The organism is Pectobacterium carotovorum (genome assembly GCA_016415585.1).
Classification (GTDB): domain Bacteria; phylum Pseudomonadota; class Gammaproteobacteria; order Enterobacterales; family Enterobacteriaceae; genus Pectobacterium; species Pectobacterium carotovorum_K.
In genome coordinates this window covers 1,664,562-1,683,581 of sequence record CP066552.1, presented here as the reverse complement: position 1 = coordinate 1,683,581, position 19,020 = coordinate 1,664,562, and the positions used below count along the sequence as shown (strand labels likewise).

The window sequence follows — 19,020 nt, the reverse complement described above, 5'->3', positions numbered from 1 at the left end:
TGTTAATGCTATAACATGGCTACTCAATAGAAATTTGGCCTATTAACGGCTAGCAATGAGTGTTTCTGAAAACTCAGCTAGTCTTGTCAGGCCATATTCCCACGGGCCAAATCCTGCTTCTGCATTAATATGTCCAGCCTCACCCACATCAATAAGTTCACTATTCCATGCATGCGCCCAATATTGGGCGCGAGTAAAACTCATTAGCGGGTCGTTATGGCTGGCAAATGTCAGCGTCGGCACCGACAACGGCGCAGCCTGAATACGATCGTCAATCTCAAAGCGCATGGGCTCAGCAGGTGCCACCAGCATCACACCGACGATACCTTCCTGACCTTGTTGCACAACATGACAGGAAGCCAACGCACCAAAGCTGTGGCCGATCAGAATCACGGGCTGTGTACAGACGCTAAGCTCACGACGGATCGCCAACACCCAGCGATCCAGATCGGCCTGATACCATTCCCGCTGGCGTATACGATGCCAGTGAGGGAAACGCCGTTCCCAATGGCTTTGCCAGTGTTCGTCATCGCTGTCCCGCAATCCCGGCACCAGCACCATCGTTAGCTGCTGGCTCACTTCCGTTAGCCGCCGATCGATTTCTGTTGTCTGCATCCGCCCTTAACACTCCTGTCAGTTACCCGTGCCCCTTCTGTCTGGTATATCAGCCACCGATTACTTTAACAATCTGGCCTTGCAGCTTTTCCCTTTGATTTTACCTTTCTGGAGTTGCTGCAACGCGCGCTTAGCGCTGGCTTTACGGATAGCGACATAAGCATGCATCGGGAACATATCAATTTTCCCCACTTCCGCTGCCGTTAATCCTGCATCACCAGTTAACGCCCCGAGGATATCGCCAGGACGAATTTTGGCTTTTCTGCCACCATCAATGCACAGCGTCATCATCTCAGGTTCGAGCGCAACCTCGCCACTGCGGCCAATCTCATCCGCCGGTGTCCATTTAATGCGCATACCGAGATAGTCTTCAATCAGATTCGCGCGGTTCATTTCCTGTGGTGTACACAGGCTCACCGCCAGACCCTTCGTACCCGCGCGGCCCGTTCTGCCAATGCGGTGAACGTGAACTTCAGGGTCGAAAGCCAGCTCAAAATTCACCACCAGCTCCAGCTCTTTGATATCGAGGCCGCGAGCCGCAACATCGGTTGCCACCAGCACACGGCAGCTGCGGTTAGCAAAACGCACCAGAACCTGATCGCGATCGCGCTGCTCCAGATCGCCATGCAGCGCGGATACGCTAATCCCACGCATGTCCAGCGCATCAAATACGCTCTGGCAATCACGTTTCGTATTACAGAACACCACGCAGGACGCAGGCTGGTGATGGCCCAAAATGGCAATCAACAGCGGCAGGCGCTGCTCTTTCGTCGTCTCATAGAAACGTTGTTCAATAGCTGGCTCTTCTACACCGTCTGCAACCTCGAAACGTTGCGGCTGACGCTGAACGCGTGCGCTGATCTGCTCGATCTCTTCCGGATAGGTAGCAGAAAATAGCAGAGTTTGACGATCGGTCGGCGTATAGGAAATCACATCATCAATCGCGTCAGTAAAGCCCATGTCCAACATGCGATCCGCTTCATCCAGCACCAGCACTTTCAGGCTATCCAGAGACAGCGACTGCTTGCGTAAATGGTCCTGAATACGACCCGGCGTCCCGACGACAATATGCGGGGCGTGAACCAGCGAATCGAGCTGCTGGCCCATCGGCTGACCGCCGCACAGTGTCAGAATTTTAATATTTTGCGCAAAACGCGCCAGACGACGCAGCTCTTTGCTGACCTGATCGGCCAACTCACGCGTCGGGCACAGCACCAGCGCCTGCGTGGTAAAGTCGCTCACGACAATGCGATCCAGCAGCCCAATGCCAAATGCCGCCGTTTTGCCGCTACCGGTTTTCGCCTTGGCCCGCACGTCTGCGCCGCTCAGAACGGCTGGCAGCGTCGCCGCCTGGACTGGCGTCATGTCGGTATAACCCAGTGCATTAAGGTTGGATAACTGCTCTGCGGGCAGCGCGAGGGAAGAAAAAGAGGTTGTACTCACAGTGATTACTCTACCAAGGACGAGATAACGAAAGGTGACGCCGAGCTAAAGAGCGGCGCAGATATGCCGCAATCATAGCAGAGTTCGTCATCGTTGACCGATTTACCTCCCGTTCTGCGACTAAAACCGCGAGGCGAATCCTTTGCTCATCAGAAAGCCTTGTCCTTCAGGAGATAAAAGGTAGTTCGCCAGCAGCCGCGCTTCACGCCGGGCAGGGTTCATAACGGCCAGCATGTACTCAGCATCAATACGATAGAGATCGGGTAAATGAACCACATGCAGATCCGGTTGATTGAGCAGTAACGGCAGATAGCTGGCGTAGCCAACGTGCATATCGCTCTGCCCAGTCCGAATCAGGTAACTTCCCGCAGTCATACCTGCTGGGATGGCATGGTCAAGCGCTCCACCCACCAGCGGTTTCGCTTTGTCGCGCAGTTGATTTCCCCATCCCCGATGCAGACGTTCGATGCGATCAAAGAGTTGAAATGCATAATCCCCACCGGGATCGCTGCCGGGCGTTGAGGTTGACAGCACAAAACGCGGGTCACGCAGCGCCATCAGCCAGGATTGCGTGGTCAGTTCCGGTACGTTACGCATCACAATACACAGGTGGTTGCGCGTAAACACGGTGGTTTCCTCCGCCAGTCCCAGCGCTTTCAAACGTAAAGGGTGCGCGCAATTCGCCGAGGCGAAAATATCCACCGCATCGCCGTGCATCATTTTTTCACTCAGCAGCCCCGCCGGGCCGAAAGTCGGCGTCACGTCCACCGCATAACGTTCGCTGAACGTCGCCAGCAGCGGAGCGAATGCAAGGCGCAGGCTGCCAGCCGCATACAGGCGAAGGGGATCGGTCATAGTGGCTCCGTCATGGTCAATATCGGTATCAGCGCATAATACGGCTGCGGCGCGATGTCCACGCAGACCTGCCGCATCGGAATGCCGTATAACCGCGACAGGTTATCCTCCGTCACAACCTCATCACAGCGGCCATAAAGATAGTGCTGATTATCCATCAGCAGCAGTGCTCGATCGGCAATGGCCAGCGCGTGAGAGGGATCGTGCGTGGTCAGAAGAATGCTCAAGCGCTGCGTTTTAGCCAGATGCTTCAATAACCGCAGTACCTGCGCCTGATTTTGCACATCAAGCGCTGCCGTCGGTTCGTCCAGAATCAACACCTGACACTCCGAGGCCAACGCACGCGCGATGAGCACGAGCTGTCGTTGCCCACCGGACAACGCACTAAATTCACATTCAGCAAGGGATGCGATTCCCAGCATGGTCAGTGCATTCTGAGCCACGGTGATGTCATGCGCAGAAGGCATGGCAAACAGCCGGACACTCGCCGCACGCCCCATCAACACCATATCCAGAACGCTATAAGAAAACGGCGGCGTAAATATCTGCGGCACAAAACCAATGTGCCCATCGCGCTGGATCGTCCCGGAAAGCGGCGATAAATGCCCCATCAGCGTATTCAGCAGCGTCGTTTTCCCTCTGCCGTTCGCGCCCAGAATCGCCGTAATTTCCCCTTCCTGACAGCGCAAATTCAGCGGTGAAAAAAAGCCCTGTCCCCGCGGGTAGCCGTACACCAGTTCTTCTGTCGATAACCTGATGATAGACATGCTAGCGTCCTCTTCCCTGTCGCTGTGTTTTATACAACAGCACGGCAAAAAGCGGTGCGCCAAGTAGCGCGGTCAGAATGCCCAGCGGAATCTCCGCCTCAGTGAGATTGCGCGCCAGATCGTCCACCAGCACCATAAATCCCCCACCCAGCCACAGCGATACCGGTAGCAAGCGACGATGATCGGCCCCCACTAGCATGCGTGCGACATGAGGAATCACCAGCCCAATCCAGCCAATACTGCCGCTGACCGCCACCTGAGCGGCGACTATCGCAGCACACAAGCTCAAAATCAGCCAGCGCAGGGGCTGTACGGCAACCCCCAGCGCACGCGCATCCTGCTCGCCCATCGACAACACGTTGATGTGCCAACGCAGCCGCAGCAGTAGTCCACCCGCAAGGGCTAATGGCACCGCCATGGTTATCAGCGAGTTCCAGTGTGCGGTGGCAAAACTGCCTAACAGCCAGAAAACGATGCTCGGCAGCTTCTCTTCGGTATCCGCCAGATATTGCATCAGACTGACCAGCGCGCCAAAGAAGCCGCTGAGGATGACGCCCGCCAGAATCAGGATCAGCACGTTCTGTTTGCAGAAGGCGGCGGCCATCATGAAAATCAGCAAGAGCGCCAGCATGCCGAACGTAAACGCAGACAGCAGCAAAAGCAGCGGCGTCCAGCTTAATAGAATCGCCAGCGTGCCGCCGAAGGCCGCGCCTGCAGACACACCGATAATATGCGGATCGACCAGCGGGTTACGGAAAACGCCTTGCAGCGTAGCCCCGCTCAGTGCAAGCGCCGCACCCGCACACCAGGCTAATAACACGCGGGGTAAACGTACGCTCCACACCACTTGCCGCTCGATATCCCCCAGCAACGGTTTTTTTCCGAACAGCAGATCGTTGCCAGACAGCGGCTCGACAAGGATCTGGATGATGCGCCACGGGGATAAGCTAAAACGCCCTATCCCCAGTGAGCACACGGCAATCAACAGCGTAGACACCACCACCGTCAGCAGCGTGATCCGATAGGTGCGATAACTCATTGTGCCGCAGAGGCGTCCGCACGGTAGTCCATACGGTAGAAGCGTTGGTAATACGCATCGGCAGCTTGTTGCATATCGATATCGGAGAAGCGTTCAGGGTACAGCTTTTTCGCCATCCACAGTTCGCCAATCGCTAACGCCTCTGGCATCGGGTAACCCCAGGCTTTGGCGTATTCCGGCATCAGATACACGCGATGCTGTTTCACCGCCTCAATCGCCTGCCAGGCCGGATCGTTAACGATCTGCGCCACGACATCCGGATAGCGATCCTGCACGAAAATTACCTCTGGATTCCAGGCGAGCACATTTTCAATCGATACCTGTTTAAAGCCTTTTATCGATGCCGCCGCCACATTCAGTGCCCCTGCATGCGACATCATCAGGCCGGTATATTTCCCTGAGCCGTAGGTTGTCAGGTCTGGGTTAGCCATATACACGCGGATTCGCTTTTCTTCTGGGATAGACTCCAGACGCGCACTCACGTTTTGCCGCTGTGTAAACGTATAGTCGATCAGCGCTTCCGCCTGTTTTTGACGCTCAACGACGTCACCAATCAGCCGAATCCCTGCCTTAAGCCCTTCGTTATATGCCGTGTTTTCATCACTCATCGTAGGATTGATTTTGTCGGCTTCTCCCGGCTGATCCTGACGCAGCGAGATCGCCACGACCGGAATGCCTGTCCGCTCAATCTGCGCAATCATTTCCGGCGGCGCATAGTTAGCGACAAAAACCACCTGCGGCGACAGCTTTAGCAGGCTTTCAATATTGACCTGCGTGAGATCGCCCGGCATTGGCAAATCCACCAGACGCGGAGCCAGCCGCACATAATGCTCGCCCAGCTGTTTCTTCCAACTGGAAAGCCCCCCCACGACGCTCTCTTGTGCATCCAATTGCACCAGCAGATTTAAGGTTTGATGCTGTAACACCACCACGCGGTTAACGTGGTCGGGAATCGTTACATTACGCCCCAGTTGATCGGTCACCTGACGCGCTGCCCAAGCGTTAGAAAACACCAAAAACAGCCCAGCAACCCACAGCGTGTAGCCAAATTTCTTTATCATGTTGGTATCCTGATTTTCGCTATATATAAAATGATACAGCGTTAGCGACAAAGAAAATACTGATCTCGCTCATAATAATATTTGGATACCGATTTGGGGGTAGATAAACCCAGACTGGGTTTTCTGCTTGAGTTTTCCGCTAAATAATCAGCGGCGATTTATTCTTCAAAATATTAGTCAGATAAACTGAATTATTACGTTAAAAAAATCATATTTATTCTCACTATTAATCGCGTAGAGTGCTCCTATTACTGATCTATATACCCTTGCTGTGCAGGGTACATATGCTAAATATTTGTCTGAATATAAGGATAAATACCCTATGAAGAAGATTGGCTTTTTATCATTCGGCCACTGGGCCCCATCGCCGCAGTCTGGCACACGTTCAGCGGCTGACGCACTACTGCAATCTATCGACCTTGCCGTTGCGGCTGAAGAGCTGGGTGCTGACGGCGCTTATTTCAGGGTGCACCACTTTGCCCGCCAACTGGGTTCGCCTTTCCCACTGCTGTCCGCGATTGGGGCAAAAACCAAAAGCATTGAGATTGGTACTGGCGTCATCGACATGCGCTACGAAAATCCGCTGTACATGGCTGAAAACGCCAGCGCCGCCGATCTAATCTCTGGCGGACGCTTGCAGCTCGGCATCAGCCGTGGCTCGCCTGAACAGGTGATCGATGGCTGGCGCTACTTTGGCTACCAGCCAACAGAAGGGGAATCGGAAGCAGACATGGCGCGGCGTCATACCGAAGTACTATTGGATGTACTGCGTGGCGAGGGGTTTGCAAAACCGAATCCACAGCCTATGTTCCCGAATCCACCGGGCCTTTTGCGTCTGGAGCCTTATTCTGATGGGTTACGCGAACGAATCTGGTGGGGTGCAGGATCGAATGCCACGGCAGTATGGGCAGCGAAGCTGGGCATGAACCTGCAAAGCTCCACGCTAAAGGATGATGAAACAGGCGAGCCTTTTCATATCCAGCAGGCACAGCAAATTCGTGCCTATCGAGCTGCCTGGGCTGAGGCGGGACATACGCGCACGCCACGCGTCTCCGTCAGCCGTAGTATTTTTGCATTGATGGATCACCGCGATCGTGCCTATTTCGGCGGAAGCAGTAACGATAGCGACAAGGTGGGTTTTCTGGATGAAAACACGCGCGCGATTTTCGGCCGCAGCTATGCCGCCGAACCAGAAGCGCTCATCCAACAGTTAAAACAGGATGAAGCGATTGCCGAAGCGGATACGCTATTACTAACAGTGCCGAACCAACTGGGCGTGGATTACAATGCGCATGTGATTGAATCAATTCTGAAGCATGTCGCGCCTGCGATGGGATGGCGGGATTAGGTCTACTGCCTAACAATGAAAGCCTATTCAGCAGGCGTAAAACCGACGATAACAGCGTCAAGAATCGGGGAGATTGAGGGGTTATTTTTACTCGTATCTCCCCGTTTTTTTCAGCCTGTGAAACGGCTCGACGCTTTTTAATGCTATTTTGAAAATATAGTTTCTGGACCTCTTGAATTCCCCCCCTCACTGGGCGTAGATTTAGCGCCGATCCCGTCATAACTGGTGTGACTCTGGTGATGACAACGGGAAAGATTACCCTTCGGTGACATCACCGGCAGCGTAATTATTTCCTTCCATAATAAAACGCACAATCGGGATCGTTGCTGGCGTGGTTTCTGCTGGAGAATAAATCGGTGAAGTATTTTTTTATGGGTATCTCATTCTGTTTAGTCGTTTGGGTGAGTACCTTTATGCTGATGGTAGAATAACCTGTCATTTGCCCGGCAAAGATTTATTCATTGAAGGGCACACACAGATAAAGATAAAAAAGGCTGATGGTATTTATACCCTCAGCCTATTTTTATGCCTGCCGATCTATGTTCAGCCGACGATTATTCAGCCGATAATTCGTATTGCCTTTGCCATTCTCTACAGATTGAATCCGTTCATTATCACGCCGAACACCCCGCCGATTGTCAGCCAGGGGCCAAAGGCCAGCGGTTTAGCCGTATCCTCTTTACGCAACCCGCGCCAGATGAGAGTAACGGCCAGCCCGCTCAGCGCCGCCACCAGAACCAGATTCGGCAATGCCTGCCAGCCCAGCCAAGCCCCCAGCGCAGCCAGCAACTTAAAATCACCGTACCCCAGCGCTTCTTTGCCCGTTGCGTATTTGAATGCCCAATAAAGTAGCCACAGAGACAAATAACCGGCCATCGCGCCGACTACGGCATCGTTTAATGAGACAAATGTCCCCGACAGATTAAACAGCAACCCCATCCACAGAAGCGACAGCGTAAGCACATCCGGCAGCAGCAGCGTTTTTATATCAATAACCGTCAGCACCAACAGGAAGGACAGCAGAATCAACGCCCCCCACAGCGCCATACCGGGCAACCAGAGCAAACCTGCCGCCAGAAAAGCCAGCATGGTGATGACTTCCACTAACGGATATTGCACAGAGACCGATTGATGGCAGCAGCGGGAGCGGCCGCGCAGCCACAGCCAGCTGAATAGCGGGATATTATCTTTTACCGCAATAGCCTGCTGGCAGTGCGGGCAAGACGAAGGCGGCCACCACAGGTTGTAGCGCGTATCAGGATCGGAATCGGCCACGCCCGTTTCAAGCTCGATGTCCTGCCGCCAGCGGCGCTCCAGCATAATCGGCAAGCGGTAAATCACCACGTTCAGAAAACTGCCAACAATCAACCCCAGCACGCCCAGCGCCCCAAACCACCACGCCGGAAACAGCTGTGCGAATTCCCTTAAATCGTCCACGTTAGTCCCTGATTGTTGATAAAGAAACGGTATGAATGAGCGGTTTATTTTTGCGCTCGACTACGCGGCACCAGCGGCGCTGACCGCTATTACAGCAAGCGCCCCTGAAAATTCAGCGTTCTGGCACCCTGTTCATCGGCTTTACCGGTGGTTGCCAGCAGTTTTTTCATCGTCGCGGGTAAGTCATTTCCGCTGCTAAGCTGCCCTGTAAAACGATATTCGCCTTTCGGGGTGACGCTGCCTTTGCCAGACAATTGCAGATGTGAGGAGGTCTGCCGCAGGCTCGCTTCTAACGCGCCTTGCTGGCAGCGTAACGTGGCCTGCGGCGTAGCGAGTACCAGTCCACCCAGCGGCGTCTTCACCCGCGCCCCTGGCCAGGTTACGTTGGCATCCAGCGATTGGCAGCCCGAACGGTCTACCGTCGCCTCTTGTAGATTTAGCTGCACGTTTCCTTCGGCCCCGATTGGCACAATAAAACGCATGTGGCTGAATAAATAGCCTGCCGGTACAGAAAGCTGCCATTGATAAAACTGCGGCTGCTGCCAGCCGCGAATGATCCCTCGGCCTGCAATGCCTTCTGGGTTTTTAAACGCAATATCCAACGCGGGCATAAAATCCGAGAACGTGATGTTCCAGTGCACATCATCCAGCATGAACGTGCGCCAGCTAAACCGTTGCAGACTCCCCTGCCATAACGTTCCGGCGGCCTCTGCGACCACCATTCCAGCGGGCAGCGGCACAGCAGTAAGCAGACGGGCAGGCGCATAGCTCGCCAGGAACAGCCCATAGGCCAGAACCAAAGCGACACCAGTGCCGATGCCGGACTTAAGCTTCATCCGTCCGTTCCAGCATCAGTCTGGTGACATCTACGATTCCTGGGCTTTGCTCGACGGCATTTACATCCAGCGATATCACTTTCACGCCATTTTTCTGTTCCAGTTCGCCAAGCCAACGCAGCAGACTATTAAAATCACTCTGCCCCAGCGTCACCGATGCCTGACTGCCCTGCGGCTGCAAACGTACGACGGTCAGCCCGTAACGCTTGGTACTTTGCGAAATCAAAATCGGCAGACTGACGTCGCGCTGACTATTGTCCCCCTGCGCCTGATTTCCCTGCGGAATTGATGAGGCCTGTTTCTGCATCCAGTTGACCGTCTGCTGCTCGCGGGAAATCGTGCGCTCCCACAGATCTTCCCGCTCCTGCCACGGTTGGAGGATAGCGTAATACACCACACAGAGCAGAAGCACAGCCGCGCACACGACCATAAGCTGACGCTCGCGCTGGCTCATCGCCTGCCAGCGTTGCCGTAATTCATTCATTGCTGGCTCCTTAATGTTAAGCGACCTTCAACCCGATCGTTCTCCTGCCGCATCTCTCCCGCCTGTACCTGATAATAAGCGGCAGCCTGCTGCTGAAATTGCTCGAGTTCCTGATATGACGTGCCCTGCAACGCCAGCCGGAATTCACCCGCAGCGCCGTCGTAAGACAGCGACTGAATTTTGATCGCGCTATTCTGTGTCATGAGCTGCTGCAAGGGGGTCAATTGATCCAGCAGTGCTTTCCCTGCGCCCCCGGCTGCCGTACGTTGCAGGTGCTGCTGCATCTGCGCGCGCGGGTTAACGACATTCGTCTCTGAAGGGAAAATCTGCCGATAGACACGCACGCTTTCCTGCCGCCAATGTTCGGCCTGTTGATAAAGCTGATAGTGCGCCCAGCCAGCATCCGCCACGACAAGCAGGAGGTAACAGGCAAACGCAATCCCGACACCGCGCCACGGCAGCAGGGTGTTTTGCCAAGCCTTATCCGGCGCATAGTCTCCTTGTCGCAGATCGACCGAGGCAGGTAAGTGCGCCGTTGCCGCCAGCGTGAAGAGATCCGTTTCCGGCTGCGCCTTCCATTCGCCCTCTTCCTGCCATTCGTACTGTGACAACTCACCGCCGACTGATGCAGCGCTGTAGCTGTATATTGCTGGCAGCGGCATAGACGCTTTCAGCAGGTCGCCGCACCAGGAAGATTCCGCCGCCATCGCATGGCCCGTCGGCTGGCGAAACAGCCACATGTCATCATGCTGCAACGCGCTCCAGCCATCCTGATGTTTCGGCAATACACGGGCGTCAGGCAATAACGTATCGACGCTGAGGCCCAGCGCATCACACTGTGCCAGCCAACGCTGCATCCGGTTTTTTTCCACCACGGCAACCGTGCCGTCGTCGCCATAAATTTCCAGCACGGCAAAATGCAGCTTTTCAATTTCCGTCGCCAGTTGGTCTTCCAGCATAAACGGCACGACTTGCGTCAGCTGACGCCTCGCCTGTCGGGGCAACGTCAGGGCATAAAACGTTACGTCAGTGGCTGGTACCAGAACACGGGTAAACGTCACTGACGGGTAGGCCACCAACGCCGGACGAACCTGCTCTATGCTACCGCGCCCCTGACTCAGTAAACTTTCCCCATTGGATGAACGCACCTGCCATTCGATCTCTCCCTGCTCTTCTACCGGAAGACGAACAATGAGGCACGGATGTCGAGCGACCGTTCCTCGATGTAATGGGGCTTTTGCGGCTTTTCGCTTCCATTTTCCCGCTATTTTCATGGATTCACCGTCCTATATCCTCCATATTGCCGCTGCACGACCTGTACCTTCTGTCCACTCAGATGAAGCAAGCTACGTTGATGAAAATCGCTGTCGCCGACACGCACCTGAAGTTTTACAAAGAACCATTCACTTTTTACTGCCAGCACTCGCTGCGCGGTATTTTTACTATTCGGGGGCAATAGCCCGGTTTGTTGCAGAACCTCAAGGCTTGCCCACCCCATACGTGGGCGCTGCTGCACCAGCGCTTTTGCCTGCGACATCGTCATTTCGTTCAGGAATACGGCAGATAACAGTGGGGCATCAAATTCTGTTAGCGTGTTGATATTAATGGACATCGCATCCACCGGCAGCGCGCAGACATAGGGCAACAGCCGACGATAGAGATCGCTGTCCATACCATACACTGCACGTAATTCACTGATTTCACTCATTCTCTGATTCGCGGTACGGTAAGGCACTGGCAGCATGGCATAGACGTCGTCTTCTGCACCGTTCGCCGACGGGTAGTTATCCGCGTCAATCCAGTCACGCACCGCTGCGGTAATTTTTTCTGCACGATCCGTTTCCTCGCCCAGATTTTTCAACAGCAAACGAAAAACCTGTGCCGGATAAGGCGTCTTCACCAACGTGCTTTCGTTATCCACGCCTTGATTGATCGCATTCACATTAAAGCAGGTACGCGCATCGCTAATCTGGCCCGTGATCTCCCCACCGTCCACCGGGAAACGCAGCCCCGGCTGCGACCAGTTCTGTCCGGCAAACGTGCGCCCCGGCATATTCCGCGCATCGCGCTGTAATATCTGCCCGCTTAGCGTTTCCGCGCCTAATGCATACCATTTCGCCTGCTGACGGCTCAAATGACTTTCGGTGCGCAAAAACGCTTTGCCCGTGCGTTCCGTAATCACCGCGGCAATCGTCACCATTAATGCCAGAATCAGGAGCACCACCAGCAGTGCCGCGCCGCGCTGACGCGACCTCATTTAACCGGCCCGGTGGTAATCAAGAACATGCGCGACATCTCTCCGTAATCCCTTAAGGTCAGCACCACTTCAATCCCTTGTGGCAATTGCGTACTGTTGTCCCAGCGATCGCGCCAGGTTTTATTGCTGAAAAAGCGCAGGCGGAAGCCGTCGACCTGAGTGAGAAGCGGTTTTACGCCGGGATCGAGCCCTTCAATTGGGTCAGGAGTCACATGCGTTAACCGTTCCAGCGTGTGTTCTCGCAGCCGATAGGCCACAGGCTGAAGTTCAGAGCGTGGCAGAATGCCAAACGGGTTCTGCCAGCCATTGCGCATAAAGCTGACGCCCCAGTCATCGCTTTTTAACTGATCGCGACCGGCGTAAAACATCGAGGTGCTTCCTCTACTGCCGCGTGCGATCATCTGGGAGAAATCGTTGTCCATTTGTGAAAATGCGCGCTGTATTTCAGCCAGACGCTCGGCTTTACGCTGCGAAATTTCATCATTATGCATCACGCCGTTTAGCACCTGAAACGCGCTAAGGCTCAGCGCCGCAAAAATAGCGATCGCCAGAATCATCTCCAGCAGCGTAAAACCCTGATGGCGTTTCTGTCGCACGGGCTCTCGCCCCCTTCTTGTTTGGCTACACATCCCTGTTTTACTAGACATTATTGCTTCACCACATAGGTGCGCAGGGAAGCATCAGCGGCAAAGGCATCTTTATTACGTCGCACTTCCACATCCAGCGCTTTGGTCTGAGGATCGCCAGTCTCTACGCCCTGCCAGCGCCAATGCCAGCGCTGGCCTGCGAGCTGCGTTTCGCCTCTCACCCACGACGCTTCCGGCCAGCGCTGTTCCAGCCGCAGTTGAACCTGCTGGTTTTCCGCCACCCAGCCTGCAAACGTCTTCTCTTCCAGCCGGCTCAGACTGCTTGCCTGTCTGGCTGTCGTTTGTAAAACGGCAATGCCTGCCAGCGCAAAAACGCTCAGTGCGACCAGCACCTCCACCAGCGTCATCCCTTTCTGTCGTCTCATCGTTTCTTGCCCTGACTCATCGACGTCACAAATCGTCCGGTGTTATCCACCTGGAGCCAATTCGAGAGCGCTTTGTTTTCAGATTTAACAAGCAGACGGAAAGGCGTGATTTCGCCACCGGGCAAAATCAGGATATCGGGGTCGTCGCCGCTCTGCGTTTTATCCACCTTTTTCCCATCGGCCTGTAATAGCTCAAGCCGTAATGCCTCGGGTAGCGTCGCCGATGCGCTCACCCGGTGCGGTTGCCACGGCTGCCACTTATAGCCCTGCCAGCGATCGCCGCTCGGGATCGGCATCCCTTCTGATGCAGCGGGTCGCTGGAGCTGATAAAACTGCCAGCGATCGGGATAGATACGAACACCCAGCATGTATTCGTTAACCTGACTGCTTTCAGCGGCAAACTCTAGCTGCGCCTGAAAACGAGCCAACTGCCAGGCGCTGTCATTCTGACGCTCGGGAGGAAACGCCATGACCACCATGCCAGCGGCAATGCCAGCCAGTAACACGACCAGCATCATTTCCAGCAGGGTGAATCCCTGCTGCTTCCTCGTTGACCGCTTCATTGCGCTTTTGCCGTCCTTTTCCCGCCGCCATCGATAGCCACTACCCACAACAATCTGCAACAAAGACCGACGTCTTTATTTTTTATCAAGATTCCAGTTGCCGATGTCATCTTCCGTTCCTGGCATGCCATCTGGCCCCAGAGAGAAGATATCCAGTTTGCCGTGCTGGCCGGGGTTCAGCAGTTGATAGTCCGTACCCCACGGATCCTGCGGCAAGCGGCGAATATAGCCATCGGCTGGGTAGTTACGTGGTTCCGGCTGTACCGTCGGCTTCGTTACCAGCGCCTTCAGTCCCTGCTCTGTGGACGGATAGCGGTTGTTATCCAGCTTGTACATGTCGAGTGCGCTTTCCAGAGAAACAATATCGCTGACGGCTTTTTGCCGATCCGCCTTTTCCTTATTCCCCATCAGATTGGGCACCACCAGACTCGCCAGTACGCCGAGAATGACGATAACCACCATAATCTCCAACAGGGTAAAACCACGCTGACGATAACCGCTCTGACCATAACTATTTTGTCCACAACCACGCTGAGACTGTTGCATCCTTACTTTTCCTCATTCAATTGTTGGTTCTCTTACGAACTCATTAACGTATTCAGTTGCAGAATCGGTTGTAAAATCGCGAGTACGATAAACAACACCACCGCCGCCATGCTAACTACCAGCAGAGGCTCAAATAGCCCCAGCGCCAGCGTCATCTGCGAACTGAATTCCCGATCCTGATTATCCGCCGCCCGTTCCAGCATGCTGTCCAGCTCGCCGCTGCGTTCACCGCTGGCGATCATATGGCGCATCATTGGGGGGAAAAGCGCCGTCTGTTCCAGCGCTTTGTGCAGGCTGACGCCCTCTCGTACCGCATCCGTCGCCAGAGAGAGCCGATGGCGGGCATAGTCATTGCTCATGACATCACCGCTAATGCGCATCGCCTGTAACAGCGGCACTGCACTGGCGTTAAGAATACTGAGGGTCCGCGCGTAACGTGCCGTATTTAAGCCACGCGCGATGCGGCCGATCAGCGGTAAATGCAGCAAGCGTCGATGAAAACTGACGCGCCGCTTTTCCTGTCGCAGCATCACGCGGAACACCATAAACCCCGCCAGCAATGCCAGCAGCATCCACGGTCCAAACGTGCGCACGGCATCGCTCATCCCCATCAATACGCGGGTTGAAAGCGGCAACGCCTGCTTCATATGAATAAATTGCTCAACAACTTTCGGCACCACGACGGACAGCAAAATGCTGACCACGGCAATCGCGACCACGGTTAACACGCACGGGTAAATCATCGCCTGCTGGATGCGGCTGCGCATCTGCTGGCGTTGCTCGGTGTAGTCCGCTAATCGGTTCAACACGGCATCAAGGTGACCGGATGTCTCGCCTGCGGCGACCATCGCGCAGTACAGCCGTTCAAAGCTGCCGGGGAAGCATTTCATGGCATCGGCCAGCGAGTGACCTTCCATGACCTTGCTGCGTACCGCCGCCATCAACTGGCTCAGATGTGGCTTTTCGCTCTGTTTTGCCACCGCATCCAGCGCTTCTTCCAGCGGCAACGACGCCGCCACCAGCGTAGCCAACTGGCGAGTCAATAGCGCCAAATCTGAGGTGCTGAGCCGAATTTTGCGGCGCAGAGAGAGTCCTGTAGAACCGGATTTCTGCTGGTCGCCTCGGTTTTCATCAACAGACAGCGGCACCAGCCCGCGCTCCCGCAATAGCTGACGCGCCTGTCTGGCAGAGTCGGCCTCCTGAGTGCCACGGCATTTTTTCCCCTGCGCATCCAGCGCCTGATAGTGGTACTGTGCCATATCATTCCTCTTTGGTTACGCGGATCACTTCTTCCCAGGTCGTGAGCCCCGCCAGTACCTTATTCAACCCGTCCTGGCGGATGGTGGTTCGACTCCCCCCCAGAATCTGCGCAATCGCCATTTCACCGTCACTGCGGTGGATCGCGGCGCGGACGTCGTCATTAATCAGCACCAGCTCATGAATGCCGATACGTCCCCGGTAGCCGGTAAAGCTACACTGTGGACAGCCAACGGGATTATGCAGTAGCGTACCGGGTGCGATCCCCATCTGTTCAGCCTGAACCGGATCGACTGGTTGCGGCTGGCTACAGTCAGAACACAGCGTCCTGACCAGACGCTGCGCGAGTACGCCCAGTAGAGAGGTTGACAGCAGGAAAGGCTCGACGCCCATATCCTGCAAACGAGACAGCGCGCCCAGCGCACTATTGGTATGCAGTGTGGATAACACGAGGTGACCGGTCAGCGAAGCCTGAACGGCAATCTGCGCCGTTTCACCATCACGAATTTCCCCCACCAGCACAACGTCCGGGTCCTGACGCAGAATGGCACGCAGCCCGCGGGCAAACGTCATATCGACCTTGGTGTTGACCTGCGTTTGCCCGATGCCTTCCAGTTCATACTCGATGGGATCTTCCACCGTCATGATGTTACGTTCCGAAGCATTCAGGCGACTGAGCGCGGCGTAAAGCGTGGTACTTTTCCCCGAGCCTGTCGGGCCGGTGACCAGGATAATGCCATGAGGACGATGGATCAGGCTGTCCAGCAGTTGTCGATTGCGTTCCGACATTCCCAACAGCTCAAGATCGAGCTTAACGCTGTTTTTATCCAGCAAACGCAGCACGACGCGCTCGCCGTAGTTCGACGGCAGCGTGGAGACACGGACATCAATCGCCCGCCCCCCCACTCGCAGCGCCATACGTCCATCCTGCGGGACACGCTTTTCGGCAATATCCAGCTTTGCCATGACCTTGATACGCGACACCAGCAGCGATGCCAGCTTACGCTGTGGACGCAAAATCTCACGCAGTACGCCGTCAACGCGGAAGCGGATCAGCAAATAGCGCTCATACGTTTCGATATGGATATCCGACGCTTTATTCTTAATCGCTTCGGTCAACATGGCGTTGATGAGGCGGATAATCGGCGCGTCGTCATCGGCATCGAGCAAGTCATCGCTATCTGGTAGTTCTTCCACCAGCGTATAGAAGTCCATCTCATTACCGATGTCCTCCATCATACGGCGCGCTTCTTCCGAGTCGCGCTGATAGCTAATGACTAATTGCCGCTCAAATTCTTCATCCGTAACGCGCTCAATCCTGAGTGAACAGCCTGCAATCCGACGCGCTTCCAGCAAAGCGGCTGGCGGCGTTTGCGCGACGCAAATCGTCTGCAAACTCGCGTCATTTTCCCTCTGCAACAGCAGAATTTGCTGCGATCGCGCATAGGCAAAAGGCAGTATGGGGCGTAACTCTATAATCTGGGAGGCAACGTCACTCATTTCCCGCCCGCCGGATAAAACGCCACAATGGAGGACTGTACCTGACGGAACGTATAGGCATTTCCACCTTCCGGCAAGCGCAGCAAATCGTTATCCAGAAGCCCTCCCTCACCATTACTCACGTTTCGCTGTTTATTTTCTTCAGCACTGAACGAGTGATACTTACTGGCAGAGGCGCTCTGGAATTGGCTGCGATCGCGAATAATGGAAGGACGGATAAACAGCATCAGGTTACGCTTTTTCGTTTCCGTGCTGTTGGAACGGAACAAATATCCCAGCACGGGAATATCGCCCAAAAGGGGCACTTTATTTGCAGACTCATTGGTACTTTTATCCAACAAACCGCCCACCACTACGGTGTCGCCGCTGCTGACCAGTACCGCGTTATTCACGGTACGCGTATTGAACGTCGCTCCGAGGTTGGTGCTGCTGCTGGAGGCCGCGTCTGCCACGCTGGAGACTTCCTGCTCGATCTCCAGCAACACGGAATCACCTTCATTGATTTGGGGTTTCACCTTCAGCTTGATACCGACCGTTTTACGTTCCACGGTTTGGAAAACGTTATCACCGGATGTCGTCTGCGAACCGGCCAATACTGGCACTTCCTGACCGACGTTAAACGTTGCCTCCATATTGTCCAGCGTCACAATACTGGGCGTTGCCAGAATATCGTTTTTACTGTTGCTGGACAGTGCCGTCATCAGCATGCCCCAGTTACCCTGATAGAAACCGGCAGCAATGCCGTTGAAACCGCCAAGTGCCGTTGTCGCGGCCGTACCAAGTGTTCCATCACGCCGAAACTGGTCTGCCCCTGCCATCATTGTTGTGATCGGTAATCCCGTATTCGTGAATTGCGTTACACCAGCATTTTTATTCGCCCATTGAACGCCCAGATTCATGCCATCGGCATCCTGTACTTCCGCGATGATCGCTTCGACCAACACCTGCGGACGACGGATATCCAACTGCGCAATCACCTGTTCCAGATCGCGCATGATGTCCGGTGCGGCATTCACAATCAGCGAGTTGGTTTGTTCGTGTGCCTTAATCGAAATGTCTTTGCGCAGCGCAGGCAGCGCATTTTGCTGATCGGTTTGGATACTGTCGCCGACACCGGTGAGCACTTCGACCAGATCGGCGGCTTTGGCGTATTTGAGGTAGATAACTTTGGTGTTGCCCTGTACCGCCTGCTGGCGATCGAGCTGCTTGACCATATCAATCACACGCTGGCGTGAATTCGGCTCGCCGCGCACCAGCACCGAGTTGGTTCGCTCGTCAGCCACTACGTTGGCGGTCAACATGCCGGGCAAGGCGGATTTCTCATCCATCTTGTTCAGCTCATTCACCATCTTCACCACTTCCGTTGAGGAAGCGTAAGACAGCGGTATGCTGGTCACATTCCGATCGCCCGTCTGATCAACCCGTTCGACAATCGTCATCAGCCGCTGGATCACCCCCGCGCGGCCAGTCATCAGCAGCACGTTCGACGGTTCGTAATGCACCACGCTCCCAGCACCGGCGTTGTCATTCAACTGGCGCAGCAGCGGAGCCAAATCGCGGGCGGCAACGTTGTTGACTGGCACGACGCGCGTCACCACCTCATCGCCAATGCCCGGCTGTTCATCAGTCGCCAGCGGCATCGACGTCGATTTCGCATCCTTCGAGCGAATGATTTTCAGAACGTTGTTATCCATCGGAATCACGGTGAACCCATAGACATCCAGCACGCTCAGGAAGAACTGGTAATACTGCTCTTCGTTCATCATGTCATAGCTGCGTACGGTAATCGTTCCGCTGACCGACGGATCGATAATGACCGTCTTATTCAGATTCTTACTGACGGTATTAATAAACTCCTGAATATCGGTGCCTTTAAAACTGGCGGAGAATTCAGCGCTCCACGCCAATGATGACGCCATCAGCAGAACACTCCCGCTGAGCAATAGCATGCTCTTGCGGCGTACCTGACCAAGCCATTGGTTTTTATTCTTCGAAAAAAC

At 54.8% G+C, this 19,020-nt stretch carries 20 protein-coding genes; 2 read left to right on the top strand and 18 right to left on the bottom strand.

All coding sequences use genetic code 11. The features are described 5' to 3' along the window. Positions 1-42: 42 nt before the first annotated feature. The 6 genes from JFY74_07435 to JFY74_07410 form a co-directional block, all read right to left on the bottom strand. Complete coding sequence (locus tag JFY74_07435; protein ID QQG29859.1) at positions 43-615, bottom strand: alpha/beta hydrolase; 573 nt, start codon at positions 613-615, stop codon at positions 43-45. Positions 616-675: 60 nt separating this feature from the next. Further along, positions 676-2,058 (bottom strand): ATP-dependent RNA helicase DbpA, encoded by a 1,383-nt coding sequence (dbpA, locus tag JFY74_07430; GenBank protein ID QQG29858.1) that lies wholly within the window; start codon positions 2,056-2,058, stop codon positions 676-678. A 120-nt stretch (positions 2,059-2,178) separates the two neighbouring features. Beyond that, complete coding sequence (locus tag JFY74_07425) at positions 2,179-2,913, bottom strand: molybdate ABC transporter substrate-binding protein (protein QQG29857.1); 735 nt, start codon at positions 2,911-2,913, stop codon at positions 2,179-2,181. Further along, positions 2,910-3,680 (bottom strand): ABC transporter ATP-binding protein, encoded by a 771-nt coding sequence (locus JFY74_07420; GenBank protein ID QQG29856.1) that lies wholly within the window; start codon positions 3,678-3,680, stop codon positions 2,910-2,912. Before JFY74_07420 ends, JFY74_07425 begins: the two co-directional genes overlap by 4 nt. A gap of 1 nt (position 3,681) precedes the next feature. Then, positions 3,682-4,719 (bottom strand): iron ABC transporter permease, encoded by a 1,038-nt coding sequence (locus tag JFY74_07415; GenBank protein QQG29855.1) that lies wholly within the window; start codon positions 4,717-4,719, stop codon positions 3,682-3,684. Then, positions 4,716-5,780: an ABC transporter substrate-binding protein gene (locus tag JFY74_07410; protein QQG29854.1), complete on the bottom strand. Its 1,065-nt coding sequence runs from the start codon at positions 5,778-5,780 to the stop codon at positions 4,716-4,718. Before JFY74_07410 ends, JFY74_07415 begins: the two co-directional genes overlap by 4 nt. A 322-nt stretch (positions 5,781-6,102) precedes the next feature. Here JFY74_07410 and JFY74_07405 point away from each other — a divergent pair, with 322 nt between their 5' ends. Beyond that, positions 6,103-7,128 (top strand): LLM class flavin-dependent oxidoreductase, encoded by a 1,026-nt coding sequence (locus tag JFY74_07405; GenBank protein ID QQG29853.1) that lies wholly within the window; start codon positions 6,103-6,105, stop codon positions 7,126-7,128. 356 nt (positions 7,129-7,484) lie between these two features. After that, entirely contained in the window at positions 7,485-7,559 is a 75-nt protein-coding gene (gene ypdK / locus JFY74_07400) for a membrane protein YpdK (GenBank protein ID QQG30477.1), read from the top strand. A 160-nt stretch (positions 7,560-7,719) separates the two neighbouring features. On the opposite strand, the gene JFY74_07395 is transcribed toward ypdK, so the two are convergent. The 12 genes from JFY74_07395 to gspD form a co-directional block, all read right to left on the bottom strand. Further along, complete coding sequence (locus tag JFY74_07395) at positions 7,720-8,565, bottom strand: prepilin peptidase (protein QQG29852.1); 846 nt, start codon at positions 8,563-8,565, stop codon at positions 7,720-7,722. 89 nt (positions 8,566-8,654) lie between these two features. After that, on the bottom strand, positions 8,655-9,401 hold the full coding sequence (locus tag JFY74_07390) for a type II secretion system protein N (GenBank protein ID QQG29851.1): 747 nt from the start codon (positions 9,399-9,401) through the stop codon (positions 8,655-8,657). Continuing rightward, complete coding sequence (locus tag JFY74_07385; protein ID QQG29850.1) at positions 9,391-9,885, bottom strand: type II secretion system protein M; 495 nt, start codon at positions 9,883-9,885, stop codon at positions 9,391-9,393. Before JFY74_07385 ends, JFY74_07390 begins: the two co-directional genes overlap by 11 nt. Beyond that, a complete protein-coding gene (gspL, locus tag JFY74_07380) occupies positions 9,882-11,159 on the bottom strand; it encodes a type II secretion system protein GspL (protein QQG29849.1) in 1,278 nt (425 codons plus the stop codon). Before gspL ends, JFY74_07385 begins: the two co-directional genes overlap by 4 nt. Then, on the bottom strand, positions 11,156-12,142 hold the full coding sequence (gspK, locus tag JFY74_07375; GenBank protein QQG29848.1) for a type II secretion system minor pseudopilin GspK: 987 nt from the start codon (positions 12,140-12,142) through the stop codon (positions 11,156-11,158). The genes gspL and gspK overlap by 4 nt, the downstream gene beginning before the upstream one ends. Further along, positions 12,139-12,789 (bottom strand): type II secretion system minor pseudopilin GspJ, encoded by a 651-nt coding sequence (gspJ, locus tag JFY74_07370; protein QQG29847.1) that lies wholly within the window; start codon positions 12,787-12,789, stop codon positions 12,139-12,141. Before gspJ ends, gspK begins: the two co-directional genes overlap by 4 nt. Beyond that, on the bottom strand, positions 12,789-13,154 hold the full coding sequence (gene gspI / locus JFY74_07365) for a type II secretion system minor pseudopilin GspI (GenBank protein ID QQG29846.1): 366 nt from the start codon (positions 13,152-13,154) through the stop codon (positions 12,789-12,791). Before gspI ends, gspJ begins: the two co-directional genes overlap by 1 nt. Further along, a complete protein-coding gene (gene gspH, locus JFY74_07360) occupies positions 13,151-13,717 on the bottom strand; it encodes a type II secretion system minor pseudopilin GspH (protein ID QQG29845.1) in 567 nt (188 codons plus the stop codon). Before gspH ends, gspI begins: the two co-directional genes overlap by 4 nt. 75 nt (positions 13,718-13,792) lie before the next feature. Next, positions 13,793-14,263, bottom strand: a complete 471-nt coding sequence (gene gspG / locus JFY74_07355) for a type II secretion system major pseudopilin GspG (GenBank protein ID QQG29844.1) — start codon at positions 14,261-14,263, stop codon at positions 13,793-13,795. Between the two features lie 32 nt (positions 14,264-14,295). Beyond that, positions 14,296-15,522, bottom strand: coding sequence for a type II secretion system inner membrane protein GspF (gene gspF, locus JFY74_07350; protein QQG29843.1), 1,227 nt, complete (start codon positions 15,520-15,522; stop codon positions 14,296-14,298). A gap of 1 nt (position 15,523) precedes the next feature. Further along, positions 15,524-17,020 (bottom strand): type II secretion system ATPase GspE, encoded by a 1,497-nt coding sequence (gene gspE, locus JFY74_07345; protein ID QQG29842.1) that lies wholly within the window; start codon positions 17,018-17,020, stop codon positions 15,524-15,526. After that, a complete protein-coding gene (gene gspD / locus JFY74_07340; protein QQG30476.1) occupies positions 17,017-18,969 on the bottom strand; it encodes a type II secretion system secretin GspD in 1,953 nt (650 codons plus the stop codon). Before gspD ends, gspE begins: the two co-directional genes overlap by 4 nt. Positions 18,970-19,020 lie beyond the last annotated feature (51 nt).